This window comes from Bradyrhizobium sp. STM 3843, assembly GCF_000239815.1.
GTDB lineage: Bacteria > Pseudomonadota > Alphaproteobacteria > Rhizobiales > Xanthobacteraceae > Bradyrhizobium.
The window spans coordinates 21396-40515 of sequence record NZ_CAFK01000097.1 but is presented as its reverse complement, the minus strand read 5'-3'; the positions used below and the strand labels follow the sequence as shown (position 1 = coordinate 40515).

28 protein-coding genes are annotated in these 19120 nt (G+C 64.1%); 1 reads left to right on the top strand and 27 read right to left on the bottom strand.

Annotation, left to right across the window (positions count from 1 at the left end):
• Nucleotides 1-199: 199 nt before the first annotated feature.
• The 3 genes from BRAS3843_RS13335 to BRAS3843_RS13325 are packed head-to-tail and all read right to left on the bottom strand — an operon-like array spanning nucleotide 200 to nucleotide 3362.
• Nucleotides 200-1531, bottom strand: a complete 1332-nt coding sequence (locus tag BRAS3843_RS13335; protein ID WP_008969429.1) for a replication-associated recombination protein A — start codon at nucleotides 1529-1531, stop codon at nucleotides 200-202.
• The gene (locus tag BRAS3843_RS13330) at nucleotides 1528-2922 is read right to left on the bottom strand and encodes a DegQ family serine endoprotease (protein WP_008969428.1); all 1395 of its coding nucleotides are present in this window, start codon (nucleotides 2920-2922) and stop codon (nucleotides 1528-1530) included. Before BRAS3843_RS13330 ends, BRAS3843_RS13335 begins: the two co-directional genes overlap by 4 nt.
• Before the next feature lie 59 nt (nucleotides 2923-2981).
• The gene (locus BRAS3843_RS13325) at nucleotides 2982-3362 is read right to left on the bottom strand and encodes a helix-turn-helix domain-containing protein (RefSeq protein ID WP_008969427.1); all 381 of its coding nucleotides are present in this window, start codon (nucleotides 3360-3362) and stop codon (nucleotides 2982-2984) included.
• Nucleotides 3363-3479: 117 nt separating this feature from the next.
• Between BRAS3843_RS13325 and BRAS3843_RS13320 the strand changes: the two genes are divergently transcribed.
• A complete protein-coding gene (locus tag BRAS3843_RS13320) occupies nucleotides 3480-4493 on the top strand; it encodes a zinc-binding alcohol dehydrogenase family protein (RefSeq protein WP_008969426.1) in 1014 nt (337 codons plus the stop codon).
• A gap of 199 nt (nucleotides 4494-4692) precedes the next feature.
• Here BRAS3843_RS13320 and BRAS3843_RS13315 read toward each other — a convergent pair whose 3' ends face one another.
• The 24 genes from BRAS3843_RS13315 to rpsS all read right to left on the bottom strand — a co-directional run bounded on the left by BRAS3843_RS13315 (nucleotide 4693) and on the right by rpsS (nucleotide 19116).
• Complete coding sequence (locus tag BRAS3843_RS13315) at nucleotides 4693-5988, bottom strand: chloride channel protein (protein ID WP_008969425.1); 1296 nt, start codon at nucleotides 5986-5988, stop codon at nucleotides 4693-4695.
• A 105-nt stretch (nucleotides 5989-6093) separates the two neighbouring features.
• Entirely contained in the window at nucleotides 6094-6888 is a 795-nt protein-coding gene (locus BRAS3843_RS13310) for an SDR family oxidoreductase (RefSeq protein WP_008969424.1), read from the bottom strand.
• 138 nt (nucleotides 6889-7026) lie between these two features.
• Complete coding sequence (gene rplQ / locus BRAS3843_RS13305; protein ID WP_008969423.1) at nucleotides 7027-7440, bottom strand: 50S ribosomal protein L17; 414 nt, start codon at nucleotides 7438-7440, stop codon at nucleotides 7027-7029.
• A gap of 188 nt (nucleotides 7441-7628) precedes the next feature.
• On the bottom strand, nucleotides 7629-8660 hold the full coding sequence (locus BRAS3843_RS13300; RefSeq protein ID WP_035981631.1) for a DNA-directed RNA polymerase subunit alpha: 1032 nt from the start codon (nucleotides 8658-8660) through the stop codon (nucleotides 7629-7631).
• A 116-nt stretch (nucleotides 8661-8776) separates the two neighbouring features.
• A complete protein-coding gene (rpsK, locus tag BRAS3843_RS13295) occupies nucleotides 8777-9166 on the bottom strand; it encodes a 30S ribosomal protein S11 (protein WP_008969421.1) in 390 nt (129 codons plus the stop codon).
• A gap of 130 nt (nucleotides 9167-9296) precedes the next feature.
• Nucleotides 9297-9665: a 30S ribosomal protein S13 gene (rpsM, locus tag BRAS3843_RS13290; protein ID WP_008969420.1), complete on the bottom strand. Its 369-nt coding sequence runs from the start codon at nucleotides 9663-9665 to the stop codon at nucleotides 9297-9299.
• Between the two features lie 184 nt (nucleotides 9666-9849).
• On the bottom strand, nucleotides 9850-10800 hold the full coding sequence (locus BRAS3843_RS13285; RefSeq protein ID WP_008969419.1) for an adenylate kinase: 951 nt from the start codon (nucleotides 10798-10800) through the stop codon (nucleotides 9850-9852).
• An 86-nt stretch (nucleotides 10801-10886) separates the two neighbouring features.
• A complete protein-coding gene (secY, locus tag BRAS3843_RS13280; protein WP_008969418.1) occupies nucleotides 10887-12221 on the bottom strand; it encodes a preprotein translocase subunit SecY in 1335 nt (444 codons plus the stop codon).
• 149 nt (nucleotides 12222-12370) lie between these two features.
• Nucleotides 12371-12859 carry a 50S ribosomal protein L15 gene (rplO, locus tag BRAS3843_RS13275; RefSeq protein ID WP_008969417.1) on the bottom strand — a complete coding sequence of 163 codons (489 nt, stop codon included), beginning with the start codon at nucleotides 12857-12859 and terminating at the stop codon, nucleotides 12371-12373.
• An 18-nt stretch (nucleotides 12860-12877) separates the two neighbouring features.
• The gene (gene rpmD, locus BRAS3843_RS13270) at nucleotides 12878-13069 is read right to left on the bottom strand and encodes a 50S ribosomal protein L30 (protein ID WP_008969416.1); all 192 of its coding nucleotides are present in this window, start codon (nucleotides 13067-13069) and stop codon (nucleotides 12878-12880) included.
• 57 nt (nucleotides 13070-13126) lie between these two features.
• The gene (gene rpsE / locus BRAS3843_RS13265) at nucleotides 13127-13702 is read right to left on the bottom strand and encodes a 30S ribosomal protein S5 (protein WP_008969415.1); all 576 of its coding nucleotides are present in this window, start codon (nucleotides 13700-13702) and stop codon (nucleotides 13127-13129) included.
• 51 nt (nucleotides 13703-13753) lie between these two features.
• A complete protein-coding gene (rplR, locus tag BRAS3843_RS13260; protein WP_008969414.1) occupies nucleotides 13754-14116 on the bottom strand; it encodes a 50S ribosomal protein L18 in 363 nt (120 codons plus the stop codon).
• 11 nt (nucleotides 14117-14127) lie between these two features.
• On the bottom strand, nucleotides 14128-14661 hold the full coding sequence (gene rplF / locus BRAS3843_RS13255; RefSeq protein ID WP_008969413.1) for a 50S ribosomal protein L6: 534 nt from the start codon (nucleotides 14659-14661) through the stop codon (nucleotides 14128-14130).
• A 14-nt stretch (nucleotides 14662-14675) separates the two neighbouring features.
• Nucleotides 14676-15074: a 30S ribosomal protein S8 gene (rpsH, locus tag BRAS3843_RS13250; protein WP_008969412.1), complete on the bottom strand. Its 399-nt coding sequence runs from the start codon at nucleotides 15072-15074 to the stop codon at nucleotides 14676-14678.
• 12 nt (nucleotides 15075-15086) lie between these two features.
• Nucleotides 15087-15392: a 30S ribosomal protein S14 gene (gene rpsN / locus BRAS3843_RS13245; RefSeq protein ID WP_035981630.1), complete on the bottom strand. Its 306-nt coding sequence runs from the start codon at nucleotides 15390-15392 to the stop codon at nucleotides 15087-15089.
• Between the two features lie 47 nt (nucleotides 15393-15439).
• Nucleotides 15440-15997: a 50S ribosomal protein L5 gene (rplE, locus tag BRAS3843_RS13240; protein ID WP_008969410.1), complete on the bottom strand. Its 558-nt coding sequence runs from the start codon at nucleotides 15995-15997 to the stop codon at nucleotides 15440-15442.
• Nucleotides 15990-16304, bottom strand: a complete 315-nt coding sequence (gene rplX, locus BRAS3843_RS13235; protein WP_008969409.1) for a 50S ribosomal protein L24 — start codon at nucleotides 16302-16304, stop codon at nucleotides 15990-15992. The genes rplE and rplX overlap by 8 nt, the downstream gene beginning before the upstream one ends.
• Nucleotides 16304-16672: a 50S ribosomal protein L14 gene (rplN, locus tag BRAS3843_RS13230; protein ID WP_006611848.1), complete on the bottom strand. Its 369-nt coding sequence runs from the start codon at nucleotides 16670-16672 to the stop codon at nucleotides 16304-16306. The genes rplX and rplN overlap by 1 nt, the downstream gene beginning before the upstream one ends.
• 93 nt (nucleotides 16673-16765) lie before the next feature.
• A complete protein-coding gene (gene rpsQ, locus BRAS3843_RS13225) occupies nucleotides 16766-17014 on the bottom strand; it encodes a 30S ribosomal protein S17 (protein WP_008969408.1) in 249 nt (82 codons plus the stop codon).
• 12 nt (nucleotides 17015-17026) lie between these two features.
• Complete coding sequence (gene rpmC, locus BRAS3843_RS13220) at nucleotides 17027-17233, bottom strand: 50S ribosomal protein L29 (RefSeq protein WP_035981628.1); 207 nt, start codon at nucleotides 17231-17233, stop codon at nucleotides 17027-17029.
• Nucleotides 17234-17238: 5 nt separating this feature from the next.
• Complete coding sequence (gene rplP, locus BRAS3843_RS13215; RefSeq protein WP_008969406.1) at nucleotides 17239-17652, bottom strand: 50S ribosomal protein L16; 414 nt, start codon at nucleotides 17650-17652, stop codon at nucleotides 17239-17241.
• Between the two features lie 38 nt (nucleotides 17653-17690).
• Nucleotides 17691-18401, bottom strand: coding sequence for a 30S ribosomal protein S3 (gene rpsC, locus BRAS3843_RS13210; protein WP_008969405.1), 711 nt, complete (start codon nucleotides 18399-18401; stop codon nucleotides 17691-17693).
• 16 nt (nucleotides 18402-18417) lie between these two features.
• On the bottom strand, nucleotides 18418-18798 hold the full coding sequence (rplV, locus tag BRAS3843_RS13205) for a 50S ribosomal protein L22 (protein ID WP_008969404.1): 381 nt from the start codon (nucleotides 18796-18798) through the stop codon (nucleotides 18418-18420).
• Between the two features lie 39 nt (nucleotides 18799-18837).
• Nucleotides 18838-19116 carry a 30S ribosomal protein S19 gene (gene rpsS / locus BRAS3843_RS13200; RefSeq protein WP_008963465.1) on the bottom strand — a complete coding sequence of 93 codons (279 nt, stop codon included), beginning with the start codon at nucleotides 19114-19116 and terminating at the stop codon, nucleotides 18838-18840.
• Between the last annotated feature and the right edge of the window lie 4 nt (nucleotides 19117-19120).

Below are 19120 nucleotides of genomic sequence, written 5' to 3'. Positions count from 1 at the left end.
TCGGATCGGCCAGGTGTCGCCGAGCTCCCAGACATTTTTGCGTGTGAAAACCATGGTCGCAGCCTCCCGTCATTGGGCCACACCCCACAGAAAAAATCGCGTTCTCAAAATTCCATCGCACTGCGCTCGGAGCGCGATGACACCGCTACTCTAAGTTGAGGATGTGCCATAAATTTGGTGCGGACACGCCCGGAAAGGTTCAATCGCCGCGCTCTTTTCTCAAGCGGTCCCAGTATTCCAGCCGCTTCCTGATCTCGCGCTCGAAACCGCGCTCCGGCGGATCATAAAAGTGCTGGCGACCGAGGCTCTCGGGGAAATAGTCCTGGCCCGAAAAAGCGTCCGGCGCGTCGTGGTCGTACTGATAGCCGGAGCCATAGCCTTCGTTCTGCATCAGCCTGGTCGGCGCGTTGAGAATGTGCTTGGGCGGCAGCAGCGAACCGCCCTCTTTCGCCACCCGCTTGGCCGCACCGAACGCCTTGTAGGCCGCGTTCGATTTCGGCGCGGTCGCGACATAGATCACGGCCTGGGCGATCGCGAGCTCGCCCTCGGGAGAGCCTAAGAAGTCATAGGCATCCTTGGCGGCATTGGCGATGACCAGCGCCTGCGGATCGGCAAGGCCAATGTCTTCCACCGCCATGCGCACGATACGGCGCGCCAGGAACAGCGGGTCTTCGCCAGCATCGAGCATGCGCGCGAAGTAATACAGCGCCGCATCGGGATCGGAGCCGCGCACCGACTTATGCAGCGCCGAGATCAGATTGTAGTGACCGTCGGCCGATTTGTCGTAGATCGGCGCGCGGCGCTGCAGGATCTCCTGCAGCTGTGCCGCATTGAAGATCTCGTCCTTGCGCGCGGAGCGCCAGACCTCTTCGGCGAGCGTCAATGCGGCGCGGCCATCGCCATCGGCCATCCGGATCAGCACGGCGCGCGCTTCATCATCCAGTGGCAGCTTGCGGCCCTCGACCGCTTCCGCATTGGCATAGAGCTTCTCGATCGCGGCAGCATCGAGCGAATGGAACACCAGCACGCGGGCGCGCGACAAAAGCGCCGCGTTGAGCTCGAACGACGGATTCTCCGTGGTGGCGCCGACCAGCACCACCGTGCCGTCTTCCATCACGGGCAGAAAGGAATCCTGCTGCGCGCGGTTGAAGCGGTGCACCTCGTCGACGAACAGCAGCGTCCCCTTGCCGGTCTCGCGGCGCGCCCGCGCCGCATCGAACGCCTTCTTCAGATCGGCAACGCCGGAGAACACCGCCGAGATCTGCTCGAAATGCAGCTCGGTGGCATCGGCCAGGAGCCGTGCCACCGTGGTCTTGCCGGTGCCCGGCGGCCCCCAGAAGATCAGCGAGCCCAGCGTGCGCGTCTCCAGCATGCGCGTCAGCGCGCCGTCGGGGCCGAGGATGTGATCCTGGCCCACGACGTCGGACAGCTTGTGCGGCCGCAGCTTTTCGGGAAGCGGACGCGGCGCATCCTGCTCCAGCCCCGCCGCAGCGAAGAGACTTGGTCCTTGCTGGGGGCGCTTCGGACTCATCCGCCGAGCGTAACGTTGATCTGCTGGCCGGCACGCAGCAGCGTGATGCGCCAGACGCGGGCGGTGTCGCGCGAGGCCTTCTCCAGTTCCGAGGTCTTGCCGATGCGCTGGCTATTCACGGCCATGATGATGTCGCCCTTCTGGAAGCCGACATTGGCGGCCGGCGTGCCGTCGCCCGGCTCGACGATGACGACGCCTTCGGTATCGGCATCGAGATGCAGCTCGTCCGCCAGCGCGGGCGAGATGTTGGCGACGCGTGCGCCCTGGAACGGCGAACGGCCGCTGATCACGATCTCGTTGCGGCCGCCATCGGGGGCGGTCTCCAGCGGCATCGCGAGCTTGACCGGCTTACCGCCGCGCTGCACCTCGACTTCGGCGCTGCCGCCGAGCGGACGGGTGGCAAAGCGATAGTCGAACGCGTTGGGGTCCTCGATGGCCTGGCCGTCGATCGCGGTGATCAGATCCGATTCCTTCAATCCGGCGCGCGCTGCCGGGCTGTTCGGCACCACGCTTGCGACCAGCGCGCCGGTCGGCGAGCGCAGGCCGAGACTCTCGGCGATCTCAGGCGTCACTGCCTGCAGCTTGGCGCCGAGCCAGGGCCGCTTCACGGCCTTGCCGCCGCTCTTGGCCGAGGCGACCACGACCCGCACCATGTTGGCTGGAATCGCAAAGCCGATGCCCTGCGAACCGCCGGAGCGCGAATAGATCGCGGTGTTGATGCCGGCGAGCCGTCCGGTCATGTCCACCAGCGCGCCGCCGGAATTGCCGGGATTGATCGGCGCATCGGTCTGGATGAAGAACTGGTAGTCGGTGATGCCGACCTGGGTGCGCGCCAACGCCGAGATGATGCCATGCGTCACGGTCTGGCCGACGCCGAACGGATTGCCGATCGCGAGCACGACGTCGCCGACCATCAGCTCGTCCGAATTGGCGAAGTCGAGGGTCGCGAACTTCTCCTTCACGTTCTTCAACTTGAGCACCGCGAGATCGCTGCGGGTGTCCTTCAGCATGATCTCGGCTTCGAATTCGCGCTTGTCCGACAGCGAGACCTTCACCTCGTCGGCGCCCTCGATGACGTGCACGTTGGTAACGACCAGGCCGGAGGGATCGACCATCACGCCCGAACCGAGCGAACGCTGCATCTGCTCCTGCGGCCCGCCTTGCAGCCCGAAGAATTTGCGGAAGATCGGATCATCCAGGAACGGGTTGTGGTTCTGCACCATCTTGGCGGCATAGACGTTGACGACGGCGGGCTGCACGCGCTGCACGATCGGCGCATAGGAGAGCTTGATCTCGGCCGGCGAGGACGGCACGCGGCGCTCCTGCGCCAGCGCAGGAGCCGCAGCCAGCACCGAGAGCAGCAGTGCAGCGAAAGTTCTGATCAACGTCATTCGGAGAATCCTGGAATTGAATGCCTTCGATATAGGCGGAACAGGGAGGCCGGCCAAGCTTACGCCGCCGGATGAGGCGTTTTGACGATCTCGTCGTGAACGGGGGCGCAGGACAGCCGTTCCTGGTGGCTCTCGCCCCAGGCCTTGAGGATGTCGATCACCGGCCGCAGGGTCTCGCCGACCTCCGAAAGGCTGTATTCGACCCGCGGCGGCACCTCGGCATAGACCGTGCGGATGATCAACTTGTCCTCCTCCAGCGCGCGCAGCTGCTTGGTCAGCATCCGCTGGGTGATGCCGGGCATCCGCCGCCGCAGCTCGCCGAAGCGCTGGCAGCCCTCCTGCAGGTGGTAGAGAATCACCCCTTTCCACTTGCCGTCGATCAGATCGAGCGTGGCCTCCACCGCACAGCCGGGCCTGCGCCCGAAATCGCGCCGTTTCATCGAGATTCGTCCAATAGTATCCAAACGGGGACTAGTTCCCTGTTTTTACAGTACTTGTGCATTTGATGCCAACAGGACAGTTAGCGCGTTACGAGCCATTCGAAACGGAGGTTCACGATGAAGGCCGTCGGTTACAAGAAATCCCTGCCGATCGAGGATGCGAACGCCCTGATCGATGTCGAAGCCGCCAAGCCCGAGCCCAAGGGGCGCGATATCCGCGTCGCGGTGAAGGCGGTCTCGGTCAATCCGGTCGACACCAAGGTTCGCAAGCGCGCCGCCCCGCCCGAGGGCGAGGTCAAGATCCTCGGCTATGACGCGACCGGCGTGGTCGACGCGGTCGGCCCGGAGGTCACGCTGTTCAAGCCGGGCGACGAGGTGGCCTATGCCGGTTCGATCCTGCGCCAGGGGACCAATTCCGAATTCCACCTGGTCGACGAGCGGATCGTCGGCCGCAAGCCGAAGAGCCTCTCCTTTGCGGAAGCCGCCGCGCTTCCCCTCACCTCGATTACAGCCTGGGAACTGTTGTTCGATCGGCTCGGCGCCGTCCCCGGCAAGAGCCTCGATGCGCGGACGCTGCTGATCACGGGCGGCGCCGGCGGCGTAGGCTCGATCCTGATCCAGCTCGCGCGGCGTCTGACGGGGCTGACCGTGCTTGCCACCGCGACGCGAGCGGAATCGCGCGACTGGTGCCTTAAGCTCGGCGCACATGCAGTGATCGACCACAACCAGCCGATGAAGGGGCAGATCGAGGCCTTGAAGCTGCCGCCGGTCGAACTGGTTGCAAGCCTCACCCACACCGACCAGCACTACAAGCAGATCATCGAGTTCATGGCGCCGCAGGGCAAGTTCGGCCTGATCGATGATCCCACCGAGTTCGCCGCCACCGCCTTCAAGGGCAAGGCGATCTCGATCCACTGGGAATCGATGTTCACGCGCTCCTCCTTCACCACGCCCGACATCATCGCCCAGCACAATCTGCTCAACGACGTCGCCGACCTGATCGACAAGGGCGTGATCCGCACCACGCTCGGCGACAACTACGGCACCATCAACGCCGCCAATCTCAAGCGGGCCCACGCGCTGATCGAGAGCAACAAGGCCCGCGGCAAGATCGTGCTGGAGGGGTGGTAGGAGCGCTTCTCAAACAGCGCAGTCGCCAATTAGATGCGCTGTCATCACCCGCGAAGGCGGGTGATCCAGTATTCCAGCGGCCTCGGTGCCCGACCGACAAGCCGCGGCGTACTGGATCGTCCGCCTTCGCGGACGATGACGGCTGAGGAATACGAGATCATTTTCGCGGCGCATTTGCGCCGGAGTCTTGCTTATTAGTTCATCCCTGCTCTGCCTTGGCGACAAAGCCCTTGGCGAGGGCATGATAGAGCCCCTCCTCGCAGATCAGTCGCGAGGTGCCGTAGGCGATCAGCGACGCCATCATGACCGGCACCACCATCGCGTGATTGTCGGTCATCTCGGTGACGATGACGAAGGCGGTGATCGGCGCCTGCACGACGCCGGCGAAATAGGACACCATGCCGAGCAGCAGGATCGGCGCCAGTGGCGTATCGTGAAACAGCGACGCGACATTGGCGCCGAGCCCGGCGCCGACCGCGAGCGACGGCGCGAAGATGCCGCCGGGAATGCCGCTGATCGCGGCAAAGGTGGTCGCGAGGAATTTCAGGAGGCCAAAGTTTTGCGGCAGCGGCGTGCCGGTCTCCAGCGCCGCCTTCACCTGTGCATAGCCGGTGCCATAGATCGTATCACCCGAGATCAGGCCGCACAGCGCAACGGCAAAGCCGCACAACAGCGCGAAGACCAGCGGGTAGCGCTTGATGGCCTGGCCTGCCGGACCGGCAGAGCCCCGCGCCAGGGTGATCAGGATGCGGCTGAACAGCCCACCCATCGCCCCGCCGAGCACGCCACAGAGGGGGACTGCCAGCCAGTCGATCCCCCGGCCCAGCGCGATCGGCGTCGAGCCGAAATAGGTGTAGTTGCCCATCAGGGCCAGTGAGGTCAGGCCGGCGGCGATGACGGTCGCGATGATGAGGCTCGAGGTGCGGGTCTCGAAAGCGCGGCTCATCTCCTCGATCCCGAACACGATGCCGGCCAGCGGCGTATTGAACGCCGCAGCGACGCCGGCCGCCGCACCGGCCAGGATCAGTCCGGGCTGGCGCCGCGGCGAAAGCCGGCCGAGCGCGAACATGATGGAGGCGCCGACCTGCACGGTCGGGCCTTCGCGGCCGACGGACGCGCCACAAAGAAGGCCCAACAGCGTCAGCACGATCTTGCCGATCGCGATGCGGATCGAGACCAAGGCGTTGCGCGCGCGGGTGTCGGAGAGATGGCGCGCCGCAATCGCCTGCGGAATGCCGCTGCCTTGCGCATTCGGGAAGAAACGCCGGGTGAGATACACTGACAGCGCAAAGCCCGCCGGCGTCATCAGCAGCGCCGCATAGCGCGACTGCGACAACAGCCAGCTGAAGGCGAGTTGCGCTTCGTCGGCCAGCTTCGCCAGCGCCACCGCGGCCGCACCGACGACGAGACCGCCGGCCACGAACAGCACCCGCCGCTGCCAGCGCGCGGAGATCAGCTTGAGCCGCCGCTTCCGGCGGGGAGATATCAAGGTCATCAGCTTCGATTCGCTGGGTATCCCGGCACAATACCCTCGACGAAAATCGGACGGCGGTCCAGCGCGACCACGGGGATCGGACAGGCCGCCGCCCGGGTACGGGAGCTAAGCGATGGTATCGACCAGGCCGCCTTCGACGCGCAACGCGGCCCCATTGGTGAAGGAAGCCTCCTTCGAGGCGACATAGACGACCATGTTGGCGACCTCGTCGACGCTGGCGAAGCGCTGCAGCAGCGAGCCCGGACGGTGCTGCTTGACGAAATTCGCCGCCGCCTCCTGCTCCGACTGGCCGTTCTGGCGCGCGAGATCCTTGACGAAGGTCTCGACGCCCTCGGACAGCGTCGGCCCGGGAAGAACGGAATTGACGGTCACACCGGTGCCGCGCGTCAGCTTGGCGAGCCCGCGCGAGATCGCAAGCTGCGCGGTCTTGGTCATGCCGTACTGGATCATCTCGGTCGGGATGTTCAGCGCCGACTCCGAGGAGATGAAGACGATGCGACCCCAATTGCGCTTCAGCATGCCCTGCATGTAGGCGCGCGCCATCCGCACGCCCGACATCACGTTGATCTCGAAATACCGGCTCCACTCCTCGTCCGAGATCTCGAAGAAATCCTGCGCCCCGTAGATGCCGGTGTTGTTAATGAGGATGTCGACCTCGGGAAGCGCCGTGACCAGATCATTACAGCCCTCGATCGTGCCGACGTCGCCGGCAATGCCGCGGACCTTGGCGCCCGCATGCGCGGCCTTGATCTGAGCGACCGCCGCGTCGACGCGATCCCGGCTGCGGCCATTGACGATCACCTCGGCGCCGGAGGCGGCGAGCCCCTTGGCAATGGCAAGGCCGATGCCGGCGGTGGAACCGGTGACCAGGGCAGTCTTTCCTGAGAGGTCGATGTGCATGAGCAGCTCCCGTTGTGCAATCGAACGCATGTGGGATGGCGCAGCGCCGACACCCAACGCGCTGTGTGCAGAGCTGATCCTCAAAATAAAAGCGGCGCCCGAAGGCGCCGCTTTCAAAAACCCTGGACCGGAGCAAGCTTACGCCGCTTCCGAGGTCTCCTGGACCGGACCGGAATCCTGGCCCTTGGCATCGACGTCGCGATCGACGAACTCGATCACCGCCATGGCGGCGTTGTCGCCGTAGCGGAAGCCGGCCTTGATGATGCGGGTGTAGCCGCCGTTGCGGTCCTTGTAGCGGGCCGCCAGCACGTCGAACAGCTTCTTGGTCATCGCCTCGTCGCGCAGCTCCGACGCCGCCTGGCGGCGCAGCGAAAGGCCACCCTTCTTGCCGAGGGTGACCAGCTTCTCGACGATCGGCCGCAGCTCCTTGGCCTTCGGCAGCGTGGTGACGATCTGCTCGTGCTTGATCAGCGCGGCGCACATGTTGGCGAACATCGCCTTGCGGTGCTCGGCGGTGCGGTTGAGCTTCCGATGAACCTTGCCGTGACGCATTGTCTTAGTCCTTCATTTCAATCTGCCGCGACGGTTCGTCGGACATCTGCTCAGGTGGGCTGCCTGCGTTCGCCCGGGTCAGTCATTCCGGGGCACCTCGAAGAGGCGAGCCCCGAATCTCGAGATTCTCGGTGCGCAACTGCGCACCTGAGGGTTCGATGCTGCGCATCGCCCCGAAATGACGAAAATCAGTAGTGATCTTCGAAGCGCTTGGCGAGCTCGTCGATGTTCTCCGGCGGCCAACCCGGCACTTCCATGCCGAGATGCAGCCCCATCTGAGCCAGCACTTCCTTGATCTCGTTCAGCGACTTGCGGCCGAAGTTCGGGGTGCGCAGCATCTCCGCTTCCGACTTCTGCACGAGATCGCCGATATAGACAATGTTGTCGTTCTTCAGGCAGTTGGCCGAACGCACCGACAGCTCGAGCTCGTCCACCTTCTTGAGGAAGGCCGGGTTGAAGGCGAGATCGGGGATGATCTCCTGCGCGACTTCCTTGCGCGGCTCTTCGAAGTTGACGAAGACGTTGAGCTGGTCCTGCAGGATGCGCGCAGCATAGGCCACCGCGTCCTCCGGCGAGATCGCGCCGTTGGTCTCGATCGTCATGGTCAGCTTGTCGTAGTCGAGGATCTGGCCCTCGCGGGTGTTCTCGACCTTGTAGGAGACCTTGCGGACCGGCGAGAACAGGCTGTCGATCGGGATCAGGCCGATCGGCGCATCCTCAGGACGGTTGCGCTCGGCCGGCACATAGCCCTTGCCGGTGGTCACCGTGAACTCCATGCGGATCTCGGCGCCGTCATCCAGCGTGCAGATCTGCAGCTCCGGATTGAGCACAACGACGTCGCCGACGGTCTGGATGTCGCCGGCTGTGACGGCACCAGGACCCTGCTTCTTCACGACCATGCGCTTGGGGCCTTCGCCCTGCATCTTGATCGAGATGTCCTTGATGTTCAGCACGATGTCGGTGACGTCCTCGCGAACGCCTGCGATCGAGGAGAACTCATGCAGCACGCCGTCGATGTGCACCGACTGCACGGCGGCGCCCTGCAGCGACGACAGCAGGATGCGACGCAGCGCATTGCCCAGCGTCTGGCCGAAGCCGCGCTCCAGCGGCTCGGCAACCACGGTGGCGAAACGGGTCGCGTCGGAACCCGGCGTGACCTGGAGCTTGTTCGGCCGAATCAATTCTTGCCAATTCTTCTGGATCGTCACTGTTTCACCCATACGGGCCAGCCCTCGCGGTCTGAACGGCTGGCGTTGGAGACCCGCGCATCAGATCGCGCGGCAATCAAATCGCTCAAAAGCACAACGAGGCGGACCTGCGGCCCGCCTCCTTCACATCACACCCGCCGACGCTTGCGCGGACGGCAGCCATTATGCGGGATCGTCGTCACGTCGCGGATCGAGGTGACGGTGAAGCCCGCAGCCTGCAGCGCGCGCAGCGCCGACTCGCGGCCGGAACCCGGACCTGCGACCTCGACCTCGAGCGTGCGCATGCCATGTTCCTGGGCCTTCTTGGAGACGTCCTCCGCCGCAACTTGCGCGGCATAGGGGGTCGACTTGCGCGATCCCTTGAACCCCATCGTGCCCGCCGACGACCAGGCAATCGTGTTGCCCTGCGCGTCGGTGATGGTGATGGTGGTGTTGTTGAACGACGAGTTCACATGCGCGACGCCAGAGGCAATGTTCTTGCGCTCACGACGGCGAACGCGTCCGGCTTCCTTAGCCATATAGGTACCTTTCTCACGATCTCAACGCCGCCGTCATGCCAGCGGCTACACCGAAAAAGCGAATGGCGAGTGGCGAACAGCAAATAGGGTTTCTGCCCTATTCGCTGTCAGCCATTCGCTAGTCGCCAAATTACTTCTTCTTGCCGGCGATCGCCTTGGCCGGACCTTTGCGCGTGCGCGCATTGGTGTGGGTGCGCTGACCGCGCACCGGGAGGCCGCGGCGATGACGCAGGCCGCGATAGCAGCCGAGATCCATCAGCCGCTTGATGTTGATGCCGGTCTCGCGCCGCAGGTCGCCCTCGACGACATAGTCGCGGTCGATCACTTCGCGGATCTGCAGGACTTCCTGGTCGCTCAGCTGGTTGACGCGGCGATCCTCGGCAATCTTGACCTTTTCCACGATGTCGGCCGCGATCTTCGGGCCGATGCCATGGATGTACTGGAGCGCGATCAGCACGCGCTTATTGGTCGGGATGTTGACACCGGCAATACGGGCCACGGACTTCTCTCCTGTCACCGATCTCGCTTGCGGACCGGCCTTCCTTCTCGCTATCTCGGGCAGACGTCCGCAAACGCGAACAAGACGCCCACCCCTCGATTCGTGGGGCCCGGCATCTTTTTGAAAACTATCCGACTTGGATGCGGGCTTATTAAGGGATTCATACGGCTGTCGTCAACCGCTCCTAGGCTCTTGACTTCGCTTTTCGCTGCTTTTTTACAGCCTTTCCGGCCGTCTTCCGCGTCCCCTTGGAGGCCTTGCTGGCGGCCGCCGCCGCGCGCCTGGTCGCCTTCTTGGCGGTCTTTTTTACCGTTTTCCCGGCCTTTTTAGCCGCCTTCCCAGCTTTCTTGGCCACCTTTCGGCCCGTGCCGGACTTTGCCGCCGTCTTGCGGTCGGTTTTGGCCGCAGCCTTGTTGACGGCTTTTTTACCAGCCTTGGCCTTAGCGGTCTTGGCCTTGCCAGCCTTGGCCTTGCCAGCCTTGGCCTTAGCGTTTTTGGGGCTGCGCTTGGCGGAGGTCGCCTTCTTGGCGGCGCGGCTGGTGCCGCCGGCACCGACCGCTGTCAGAATCCGCTCGATCTCCTGGGTGACCTCCTCGATCGACATCATGCCGTCGACGGTGGCAAGCATGCGGTGGTCGGAATAATAGTGAATCAGCGGCTCGGTCTGGTCGCGATAGCTCGCCAGCCGTCTGGTCAGCACTTCCGGGGTGTCGTCCGGCCGCACGGCCTCGCCGCGGGCCCGCATCTCCGCCGCTCGGCGCTCCACGCGCTCCAGGAGCACGCTCTCGTTGACCTTGAGCTCGATCACGGCGTCCAGCGTCATCTGCTTGGTCTGGAGCAACTCGTCGAGCTCCTCGGCCTGCCGCACCGTGCGCGGAAAGCCGTCCAGGATGAAGCCGTTATGGGCATCCGGCTGCTCGATCCGGTCGGCGATGATGCCGACTACGACCTCGTCCGGTACCAAATGACCGGCGGCCATGATGTCCTTGGCTTTCAGCCCGATCGGGGTTTCCGCCGCCACCGCTGCCCGCAGCATGTCACCGGTCGACAATTGGACGATGCCGTAGCGCTGCACCAGACGCTGTGCCTGCGTACCCTTGCCCGATCCCGGCGGTCCCAGAAGAATAAGTCTCATTTCAATTCGCCCCCCGGCACACGGTGAGCGACCGTCCCGCGCACCTTGTTCTTGGCTTGTTGGTTTCCCGGGTTGACGCCGGACCCCTAGCCGCGGCGCCGCCCCCGCAATTTCGACTTCCTGATCAGGCCTTCATATTGATGGGCCAGCAGATAACCCTGAATCTGCGCCACGGTATCCATCGTCACGCTGACCACGATCAGAAGCGAGGTGCCGCCAAAGTAGAACGGCACGGAGGCGTAGGAAATCAGAATTTCCGGAATCAAACAAACGATTGCCAGATAGATGGCGCCGATCACCGTGATCCGAGACAGCACATAGTCGATATATTCCGCGGTGCGCTCGCCCGGCCGGATGCCCGGGATGAACCCGCCATGCTTCTTCAGGTTGTCCGCCGTCTCGGTCGGGTTGAACACGATCGCGGTATAGAAGAAGGCGAAGAACAGGATCAGGGCCAGATACAGGATCAGGAACAGCGGCCGGCCATGGCCGAGCTGGGTCGTGATCCACTGGAACCACTCCGGTCCCCGCCCCGCATTGAAATTGGCGACCGTGGTCGGCAGCAGCAGCAGCGACGAGGCGAAGATCGGCGGAATCACGCCGGAGGTATTGAGCTTCAGCGGCAGATGCGAGGATTGGCCCTCGAACATCTTATTGCCGACCTGGCGCTTCGGATACTGGATCAAGAGCCGGCGCTGGGCGCGCTCCATGAACACGATGAAGGCGATCACGGCGACCGCCATGATGATCACCAGCAGGATCACGCCGGTCGACATGGCGCCCTGGCGGCCGAGCTCGAGCATGTTGGCGAGCGCGGACGGCAGCTCCGCCACGATGCCGGACAGGATGATCAGCGAAATGCCGTTGCCGATGCCGCGCGAGGTGATCTGCTCGCCGAGCCACATCAGGAACATGGTGCCGCCGGTCAGGGTGATCGCGGTGGACAGGCGGAAGAACAGGCCGGGATCGCTGACGACGTTGCCGGCGCCTTCCAGCCCAACCGCGATGCCGTAGGACTGCACCGCGGCAAGAATCACCGTGAGGTAGCGCGTGTACTGATTCAGCGTCTTGCGGCCGGCCTCGCCTTCCTTTTTCAGAGCTTCCAGCTGCGGCGAGACGGTAGTCAGGAGCTGAATGATGATCGATGCCGAGATGTACGGCATGATGTTCAGCGCGAAGATCGCCATGCGGTGGATGCCGCCGCCGGCGAACATGTTGAACATGCCGAGAATGCCGCCGGCCTGGGTGCGGAACACCGAATCCCAGATCGCGGGATCGATGCCGGGCAGCGGAATGTAGGTCCCGAGGCGGTAGACGAGCAGCGCGCCGAGGGTGAACCAGATGCGCTTTTTCAGCTCTTCGTTCTTGGCAAAGTCGCCAAGGTTGATGTTTGCCGCCAGTTGTTCCGCTGCTGAGACCATCTTTGGCTTTCTCCCGGCCCTACCCGCCACTCCTCCCGCGAGGGCTCACGAGATCGGGCAAGCGCCGGATATTATTTGGTGCGCGGGTTCATTCTGTCTATCGCCCTGCCTGCGCTGCTCACGCTTAAGGCAGAGCGATGACGCAGATGTTACGCCGCTTCGCCGCCTTCGGCCGGCGCGGGCGCCAGGATCTTCACGGTGCCGCCGGCCTTCTCGACCGCAGCGATCGCCGACTTCGAAGCGCCATGCACCTCGATGTTGACCTTCGCCTTGAGTTCGCCACGGCCCAGCAGCCGGACACCGTCCTTAGCGCGACGCAGCGCACCGGACTTCACCAGCGCTTCGGCATTGATGACGCTGCCGGCATCGAGCTTCTTGGCGTCGATCGCCTGCTGGATGCGGTCGAGATTGATCTCGACGAAATCCAGCCGGAAGACGTTGTTGAAGCCGCGCTTCGGCAGACGGCGATGCATCGGCATCTGGCCGCCCTCGAAGCCCTTGATGCGCACGCCCGAGCGCGCGGTCTGGCCCTTGCCGCCGCGACCCGAGGTCTTGCCCTTGCCCGACCCGATGCCGCGGCCGACGCGCATGCGCTTCTTGCGCGCGCCCGAATTGTCGGCGATCTCGCTGAGCCTCATGGCCCTTCTCCTTCGAACTTACTTCCCGTCGACGACGCGGACGAGATGTTGAACCTTGGTGATCATGCCACGAACTTCCGGCGAATCCGGCAGCTCGGCGACCCGGCCAATCTTGTTGAGCTTCAACCCGATCAGGGTCGAACGCTGCGAGTGGTGGCGGCGGATCGGGCTACCGATCTGCTCGACCTTGATCGTCTTGGCGCTAGCCATCGTCTTCACTCCGAGATGCGCAGCATCCGCCGCGCGCTGTCGTTAGTCGGCCCAACCTTAATCGGCTGAAGCTTCGGCATCGCCGCCGACGCGACGAGCCTGCAGGGTCGACACCTTGATGTTGCGACGCGCCGCGACCGAGCGCGGTGAGTCCTGGTGCTTCAGCGCGTTGAAGGTCGCGCGCACCATGTTGTACGGGTTCGACGAGCCGATCGACTTCGCGACCACGTCCTGGATGCCGAGCGTCTCGAACACCGCGCGCATCGGACCGCCGGCGATGATGCCGGTACCGGCCGGAGCGGCACGCAGGTAGACGCGGCCGGCGCCATGGCGGCCGAAAATGTCGTGATGCAGGGTGCGGCCCTCGCGCAGCGCCACCCGGGTCAGGTTGCGCTTGGCGGAGTCGGTGGCCTTGCGGATCGCCTCCGGCACCTCGCGCGCCTTGCCGTGGCCGAAGCCGACCCGGCCCTTCTGGTCGCCGATCACGACGAGTGCGGCAAAGCCGAAGCGCTTACCGCCCTTCACGACCTTCGCGACACGATTGATGTGGACGAGCTTGTCGACGAACTCGCTGTCGCGCTCCTCGCGCTCCTTGCTCCGTTCGCGGCCGCCGCGTTCGCGTTCACCTGCCATGGTGCTATCCGATCTCTCAAAAGGGCGTAGAGCCCGTATCCGTTTTAAATCTTAGAAGCTCAGCCCGCTCTCGCGCGCCGCATCCGCCAATGCCTTGACACGGCCGTGATAGAGATAGCCGCCGCGATCGAACACGACTTCCTTGATGCCCGCCTTCACCGCGCGCTCGGCGAGCAGCTTGCCCACCGCCTTGGCGGCATCGATGTTGGCACCCGTGTTGCCGACCGTGCGCATCTCCTTCTCCATCGACGACGCAGAGGCGAGCGTCTCGCCCTTCAGGTCGTCGATGACCTGCGCATAGATGTGCTTCGACGAACGGAACACCGACAGGCGCGGACGGCCGCCTGCGGAGCGGCGCAGCGACAGCCTGACGCGCTGCTTGCGCCGGGCATTCGTAACCTTGGCTCTCGTCATGACCGGCTCCGTTACTTCTTCTTGCCTTCCTTGCGGAAGATGAATTCACCCGCGTACTTCACGCCCTTGCCCTTATAGGGCTCCGGCGGACGGTAAGCACGGATCTCGGCCGCAACCTGCCCGACCCGCTGCGAGTCGATGCCGGTGACGGTGATCTCGGTCGGCTTCGGCACGGTGATCGTGATGCCTTCCGGGATCGTGTAGACCACGTCGTGGCTGTAGCCGAGCGCGAGCTGCAGGTTCTTGCCCTGCATCGCGGCGCGGTAGCCGACGCCGGTGATCTCGAGCTTCTTCTCGAAGCCCTTGGTGACGCCCTCGACCAGGTTGGCGATCTGCGCCCGGGCGGTGCCGTAAAGCGAACGCGCCCGCTTGGTCTCGGCGCGCGGGGCGACCTTGACCTGACCGTTCTCGAACTTCACCTCGACATCGTCATGGACGATGAACTGAAGCTGGCCCTTCGGCCCCTTCATCTTGACGGTCTGGCCGTCGACGCTCGCCGTCACACCGGACGGCACCGCCACTGGCTTCTTGCCAATACGTGACATGGCCCAAATCCTTCTTAGAACACCGTGAAGAGAACTTCACCGCCGACATTCGCGTCACGCGCGTCATGATCGGCCATGATTCCCTTCGGCGTCGACAACACCGAAATTCCGAGCCCGTTGTTCACGCGCGGCAGGTTCTTCACCGAGGTGTAGACCCGCCGGCCAGGCTTCGAGACCCGCTCGATCTCGCGGATCACGGGCTCACCGTCGAAATATTTCAGCTCGATCTCGATCTCGCTGCGGCCCGACGGATGCTCCACCGTGGCATAGCCGCGGATGTAGCCTTCCGACTTCAAGACCTCGAGCACGCTGGCGCGCATCTTCGAGCCGGGGGTCGAGACCTTCGACTTCGAACGCATCTGCGCGTTGCGGATGCGGGTGATCAGATCGCTGATGGGATCGTGCGTTGACATGAGCGACCCTCCTTACCAGCTCGACTTCACGAGGCCCGGAACCAGGCCCTTCGAGCCCAGCTCGCGCAGCGCGATGCGGCTCAGCTTGTTCTTGCGATAGTTCGAGCGCGGACGCCCGGTCAGCTCGCAGCGATTGCGAATCCGGGTCGTCGACGAGTTGCGCGGCATTTCCGCCAGCTTCAGGGTCGCGGCGAAGCGCTCCTCCATCGGCTTACTCTTGTCGGCGATGATCGCCTTCAACCGCGCACGCTTCGGACCGGCGTTCTTCGCCATCCGCTTGCGCCGGTTGTTCTTCTCGACTGAACTCTTCTTTGCCATGCTTGGCTCCTAGGTATCCGCGTTTGAGCTGCTCGAACTTGAGCGTCTCACTGCCGGAACGGGAAATTGAATGCGGTCAGAAGGGCACGTGCCTCGTCGTCGGTGCGCGCGGTGGTGCACACCGTGATGTCCATGCCCCAGCTCTCCCCCGCCTTGTCGAAATCGATCTCGGGGAAGATGATGTGCTCCTTGATGCCGAGCGAGTAGTTGCCGCGGCCGTCGAAGCTCTTCGGGTTCAGGCCGCGGAAGTCGCGGACGCGCGGCAGCGCGACGTTGACCAGGCGGTCGATGAATTCGTACATGCGCGCCTTGCGCAGGGTCACCTTGCAGCCGATCGGCTGGTTCTCGCGCAGCTTGAAAGTCGCGATCGCGACCCGCGAATAGGTCACGACGGCCTTCTGGCCCGCGATCAGCGACAGGTCAGCCGCCGCCGTCTCCGCCTTCTTGCGGTCGTTGACGGCCTCGCCGATGCCCATGTTCAGCACGACCTTGTCGAGCCGCGGCACCTGCATGACGTTGTCATAGCCGAACTTCTCGGTCAGCTGGCTCTTGATCTTGCGATCATATTCCGCGCGCAGACGCGGCAGGTAAGCGGTCTCAGCCATCGATCTCTGCTCCCGAGCTCTTGGCGACGCGGACCTTCTTGCCGTCTGCCAGAACCTTGAATCCGACGCGCGTCGGCTTACCGTCCTTGCCGAGATACGCGATGTTGGACAGTTGGATCGGCGCCTCCTTGGAGATGATGCCGCCCTCCTGCTGCGCCGTCTGCTTCTGGTGGCGCTTCACCATGTTGACGCCGCGCACCAGCGCGGTGCCCGCGTCCGGGCGCACCTCGAACACCTCGCCGGTGCGACCCTTGTCGCGGCCGGTCAGCACGATGACCTTATCGCCCTTGCGGATCTTGGCAGCCATCACAGCACCTCCGGCGCGAGCGAAATGATCTTCATGTGGTTCTTGGCGCGCAGCTCGCGCGGCACCGGCCCGAAGATACGGGTGCCGACCGGCTCGGACTGATTGTTGATCAGAACGGCGGCGTTGCGGTCGAAGCGGATCACCGAACCGTCGGCGCGGCGGATGTCCTTGCGGACGCGCACCACGACGGCCTTCATGACGTCGCCCTTCTTCACCTTGCCGCGCGGAATCGCTTCCTTGATCGACACCACGATGATGTCGCCGACGGTGGCGTAGCGGCGCTTGGAGCCGCCAAGCACCTTGATACACATGACACGGCGTGCGCCGGAATTGTCGGCCACGTCGAGGTTGGTCTGCATCTGAATCATTGATGCACCTCGTCCTCTTTAAATGCTCGCGCGAGACAGTCGCGCCTTGACTTGCTCCCGAATACGAAACCGGCCGTTACGGGCCGGTCCGCCTCAGGCGGTTTTCTTGTGTTCGCCCCGGATCACGGTCCAGCGCTTCAACTTCGAGATCGGCCGGCTCTCCTCGATCCACACCGTGTCGCCCGGCTTGAACTCGTTGCTCTCGTCGTGGGCGTGGTAGTTCTTGGAGCGGCGGATGGTCTTCTTGTAGATCGGGTGGGTGAAGCGCCGGTCGACGCGCACCACCACGGTCTTGGCCTGCTTGTCGCTGACGACAACGCCCTGAAGGGTCCGTTTCGGCATGTGTCGAGCCTCTTACTTGGTCTTGGCGCGCTGCTGCGCGGCGATGGTCTTGATGCGGGCGATGTCGCGGCGCGCCTCCTTGAGGCGCGAGGTGTTCTCCAGCTGCCCGGTGGCGCGCTGGAAGCGCAGGTTGAAGCGCTCCTTCTTCAGATTGAGGATGGCGTCCTCCATCTGATCGGGGCTCATCGCGCGGATGTCGGAAACTTTCATCTCGGCCATGTCCGTTACTCCGCAATGCGCTCGACGAAGCGCGTCTTGATCGGCAGCTTGGCGGCCGCCAATAGCAGCGCCTCACGCGCGATCTGGTTGCTCACGCCGTCGATCTCGAACATCACCCGGCCCGGCTTGACCCGCGCCACCCACAATTCCGGCGAACCCTTGCCGGAGCCCATGCGGACTTCGGCCGGCTTCTTCGACACCGGAACGTCGGGGAACACGCGGATCCAGACGCGGCCGGCGCGCTTCATGTGACGGGTCAGCGCGCGGCGGGCGGCCTCGATCTGGCGCGCGGTGACGCGCTCCGGCTCCATGGCCTTCAGCCCGAACTGGCCGAAGGCCAGCGTCGCGCCCGAGGACGCAACGCCGCGGATACGGCCCTTATGCGCCTTTCGGAACTTGGTTTTCTTTGGTTGCATCATGGCTGTTAGCCCTCAAACCTATGTTCTCGCGGCGTCTATCAGGCCGCGTCGCGGCGGGAGCGCTGCGAACCGCCGCCACCGTCGCCCTCGGCCATCCGCTTGTCCTGCGCCATCGGATCGTGCTCGAGGATCTCGCCCTTGAAGATCCAGACCTTCACGCCGCAGGTGCCGAAGGTCGTGAATGCGGTCGCCGTGCCGTAGTCGATGTCGGCGCGCAGCGTGTGCAGCGGCACCCGCCCCTCGCGATACCACTCCATGCGGGCGATTTCCGCGCCACCCAGACGGCCCGAGCAGTTGATGCGGATGCCTTCGGCGCCCAGACGCATCGCCGACTGCACGGCGCGCTTCATGGCACGGCGGAAGGCGACGCGGCGCTCCAGCTGCTGCGCGATCGATTCCGCGACCAGGGTCGCATCGAGCTCCGGCTTGCGGATCTCGACGATGTTGATGACGACGTCCGACGAGGTGATGTCGGCGACCCGCTTGCGCAGCTTGTCGATGTCGGCGCCCTTCTTGCCGATCACCACACCCGGACGCGCCGAGTGGATGGTCACCCGGCACTTCTTGTGCGGACGCTCGATGACGATGCGCGCGACAGCTGCCTGCTTGAGCTCCTTGTGCAGGATCTCGCGGATCTTGACGTCTTCATGCAACAGCTTTCCGTACTCGGCCTTGCCGGCGAACCAGCGCGAATCCCAGGTCCGGTTGATGCCGAGACGCAAGCCGATCGGATTGATCTTTTGACCCATCGTATTCTCCCAGCGCTTACGCGCTCGCCTCGACCTGACGAACGACGATCGTCAGCTGCGAAAATGGTTTGAAAATGCGGCCCGAACGGCCACGGCCGCGCGGCGAGAAACGCTTCATGACGATGCCGTTGCCGACGAAGGCTTCCGACACGATGAGATCGTCGACCTCGAGATCGTGGTTGTTCTCGGCGTTGGCGATCGCCGATTCCAGGCACTTCTTGACGTCGACCGCGATCCGCTTGCGCGAGAACTGCAGGTCGGCGAGCGCAGAAGAGGCCTTCCGGCCGCGGATCATCTGGGCGACCAGGTTGAGCTTCTGCGGGCTCACCCGGAGCATCCGGGCGACCGCCTTGGCCTCGTTGTCCGGGAGGCTCCGTTCGCGCTTTGGTTTGCTCATCGCTTAAATCCCTAAGGCCTGTCTCTTTAGGCCTACCCTTTAGGCTTTCTTGGCTTTCTTATCGCCGGAGTGACCGTGGAAGGTCCGGGTCGGCGAGAACTCGCCGAACTTGTGCCCGACCATTTCCTCGTTGACCGCCACCGGCACGTGCTTCTGGCCGTTGTAGACGCCGAACGTCAGCCCGACGAACTGCGGCAGGATGGTCGAGCGGCGGCTCCAGATCTTGATCACGTCATGACGGCCGGACGCACGCGCCGCATCTGCCTTCTTCAGCAGCGACGCCTCGACGAACGGGCCTTTCCAGACTGAACGAACCATGTCC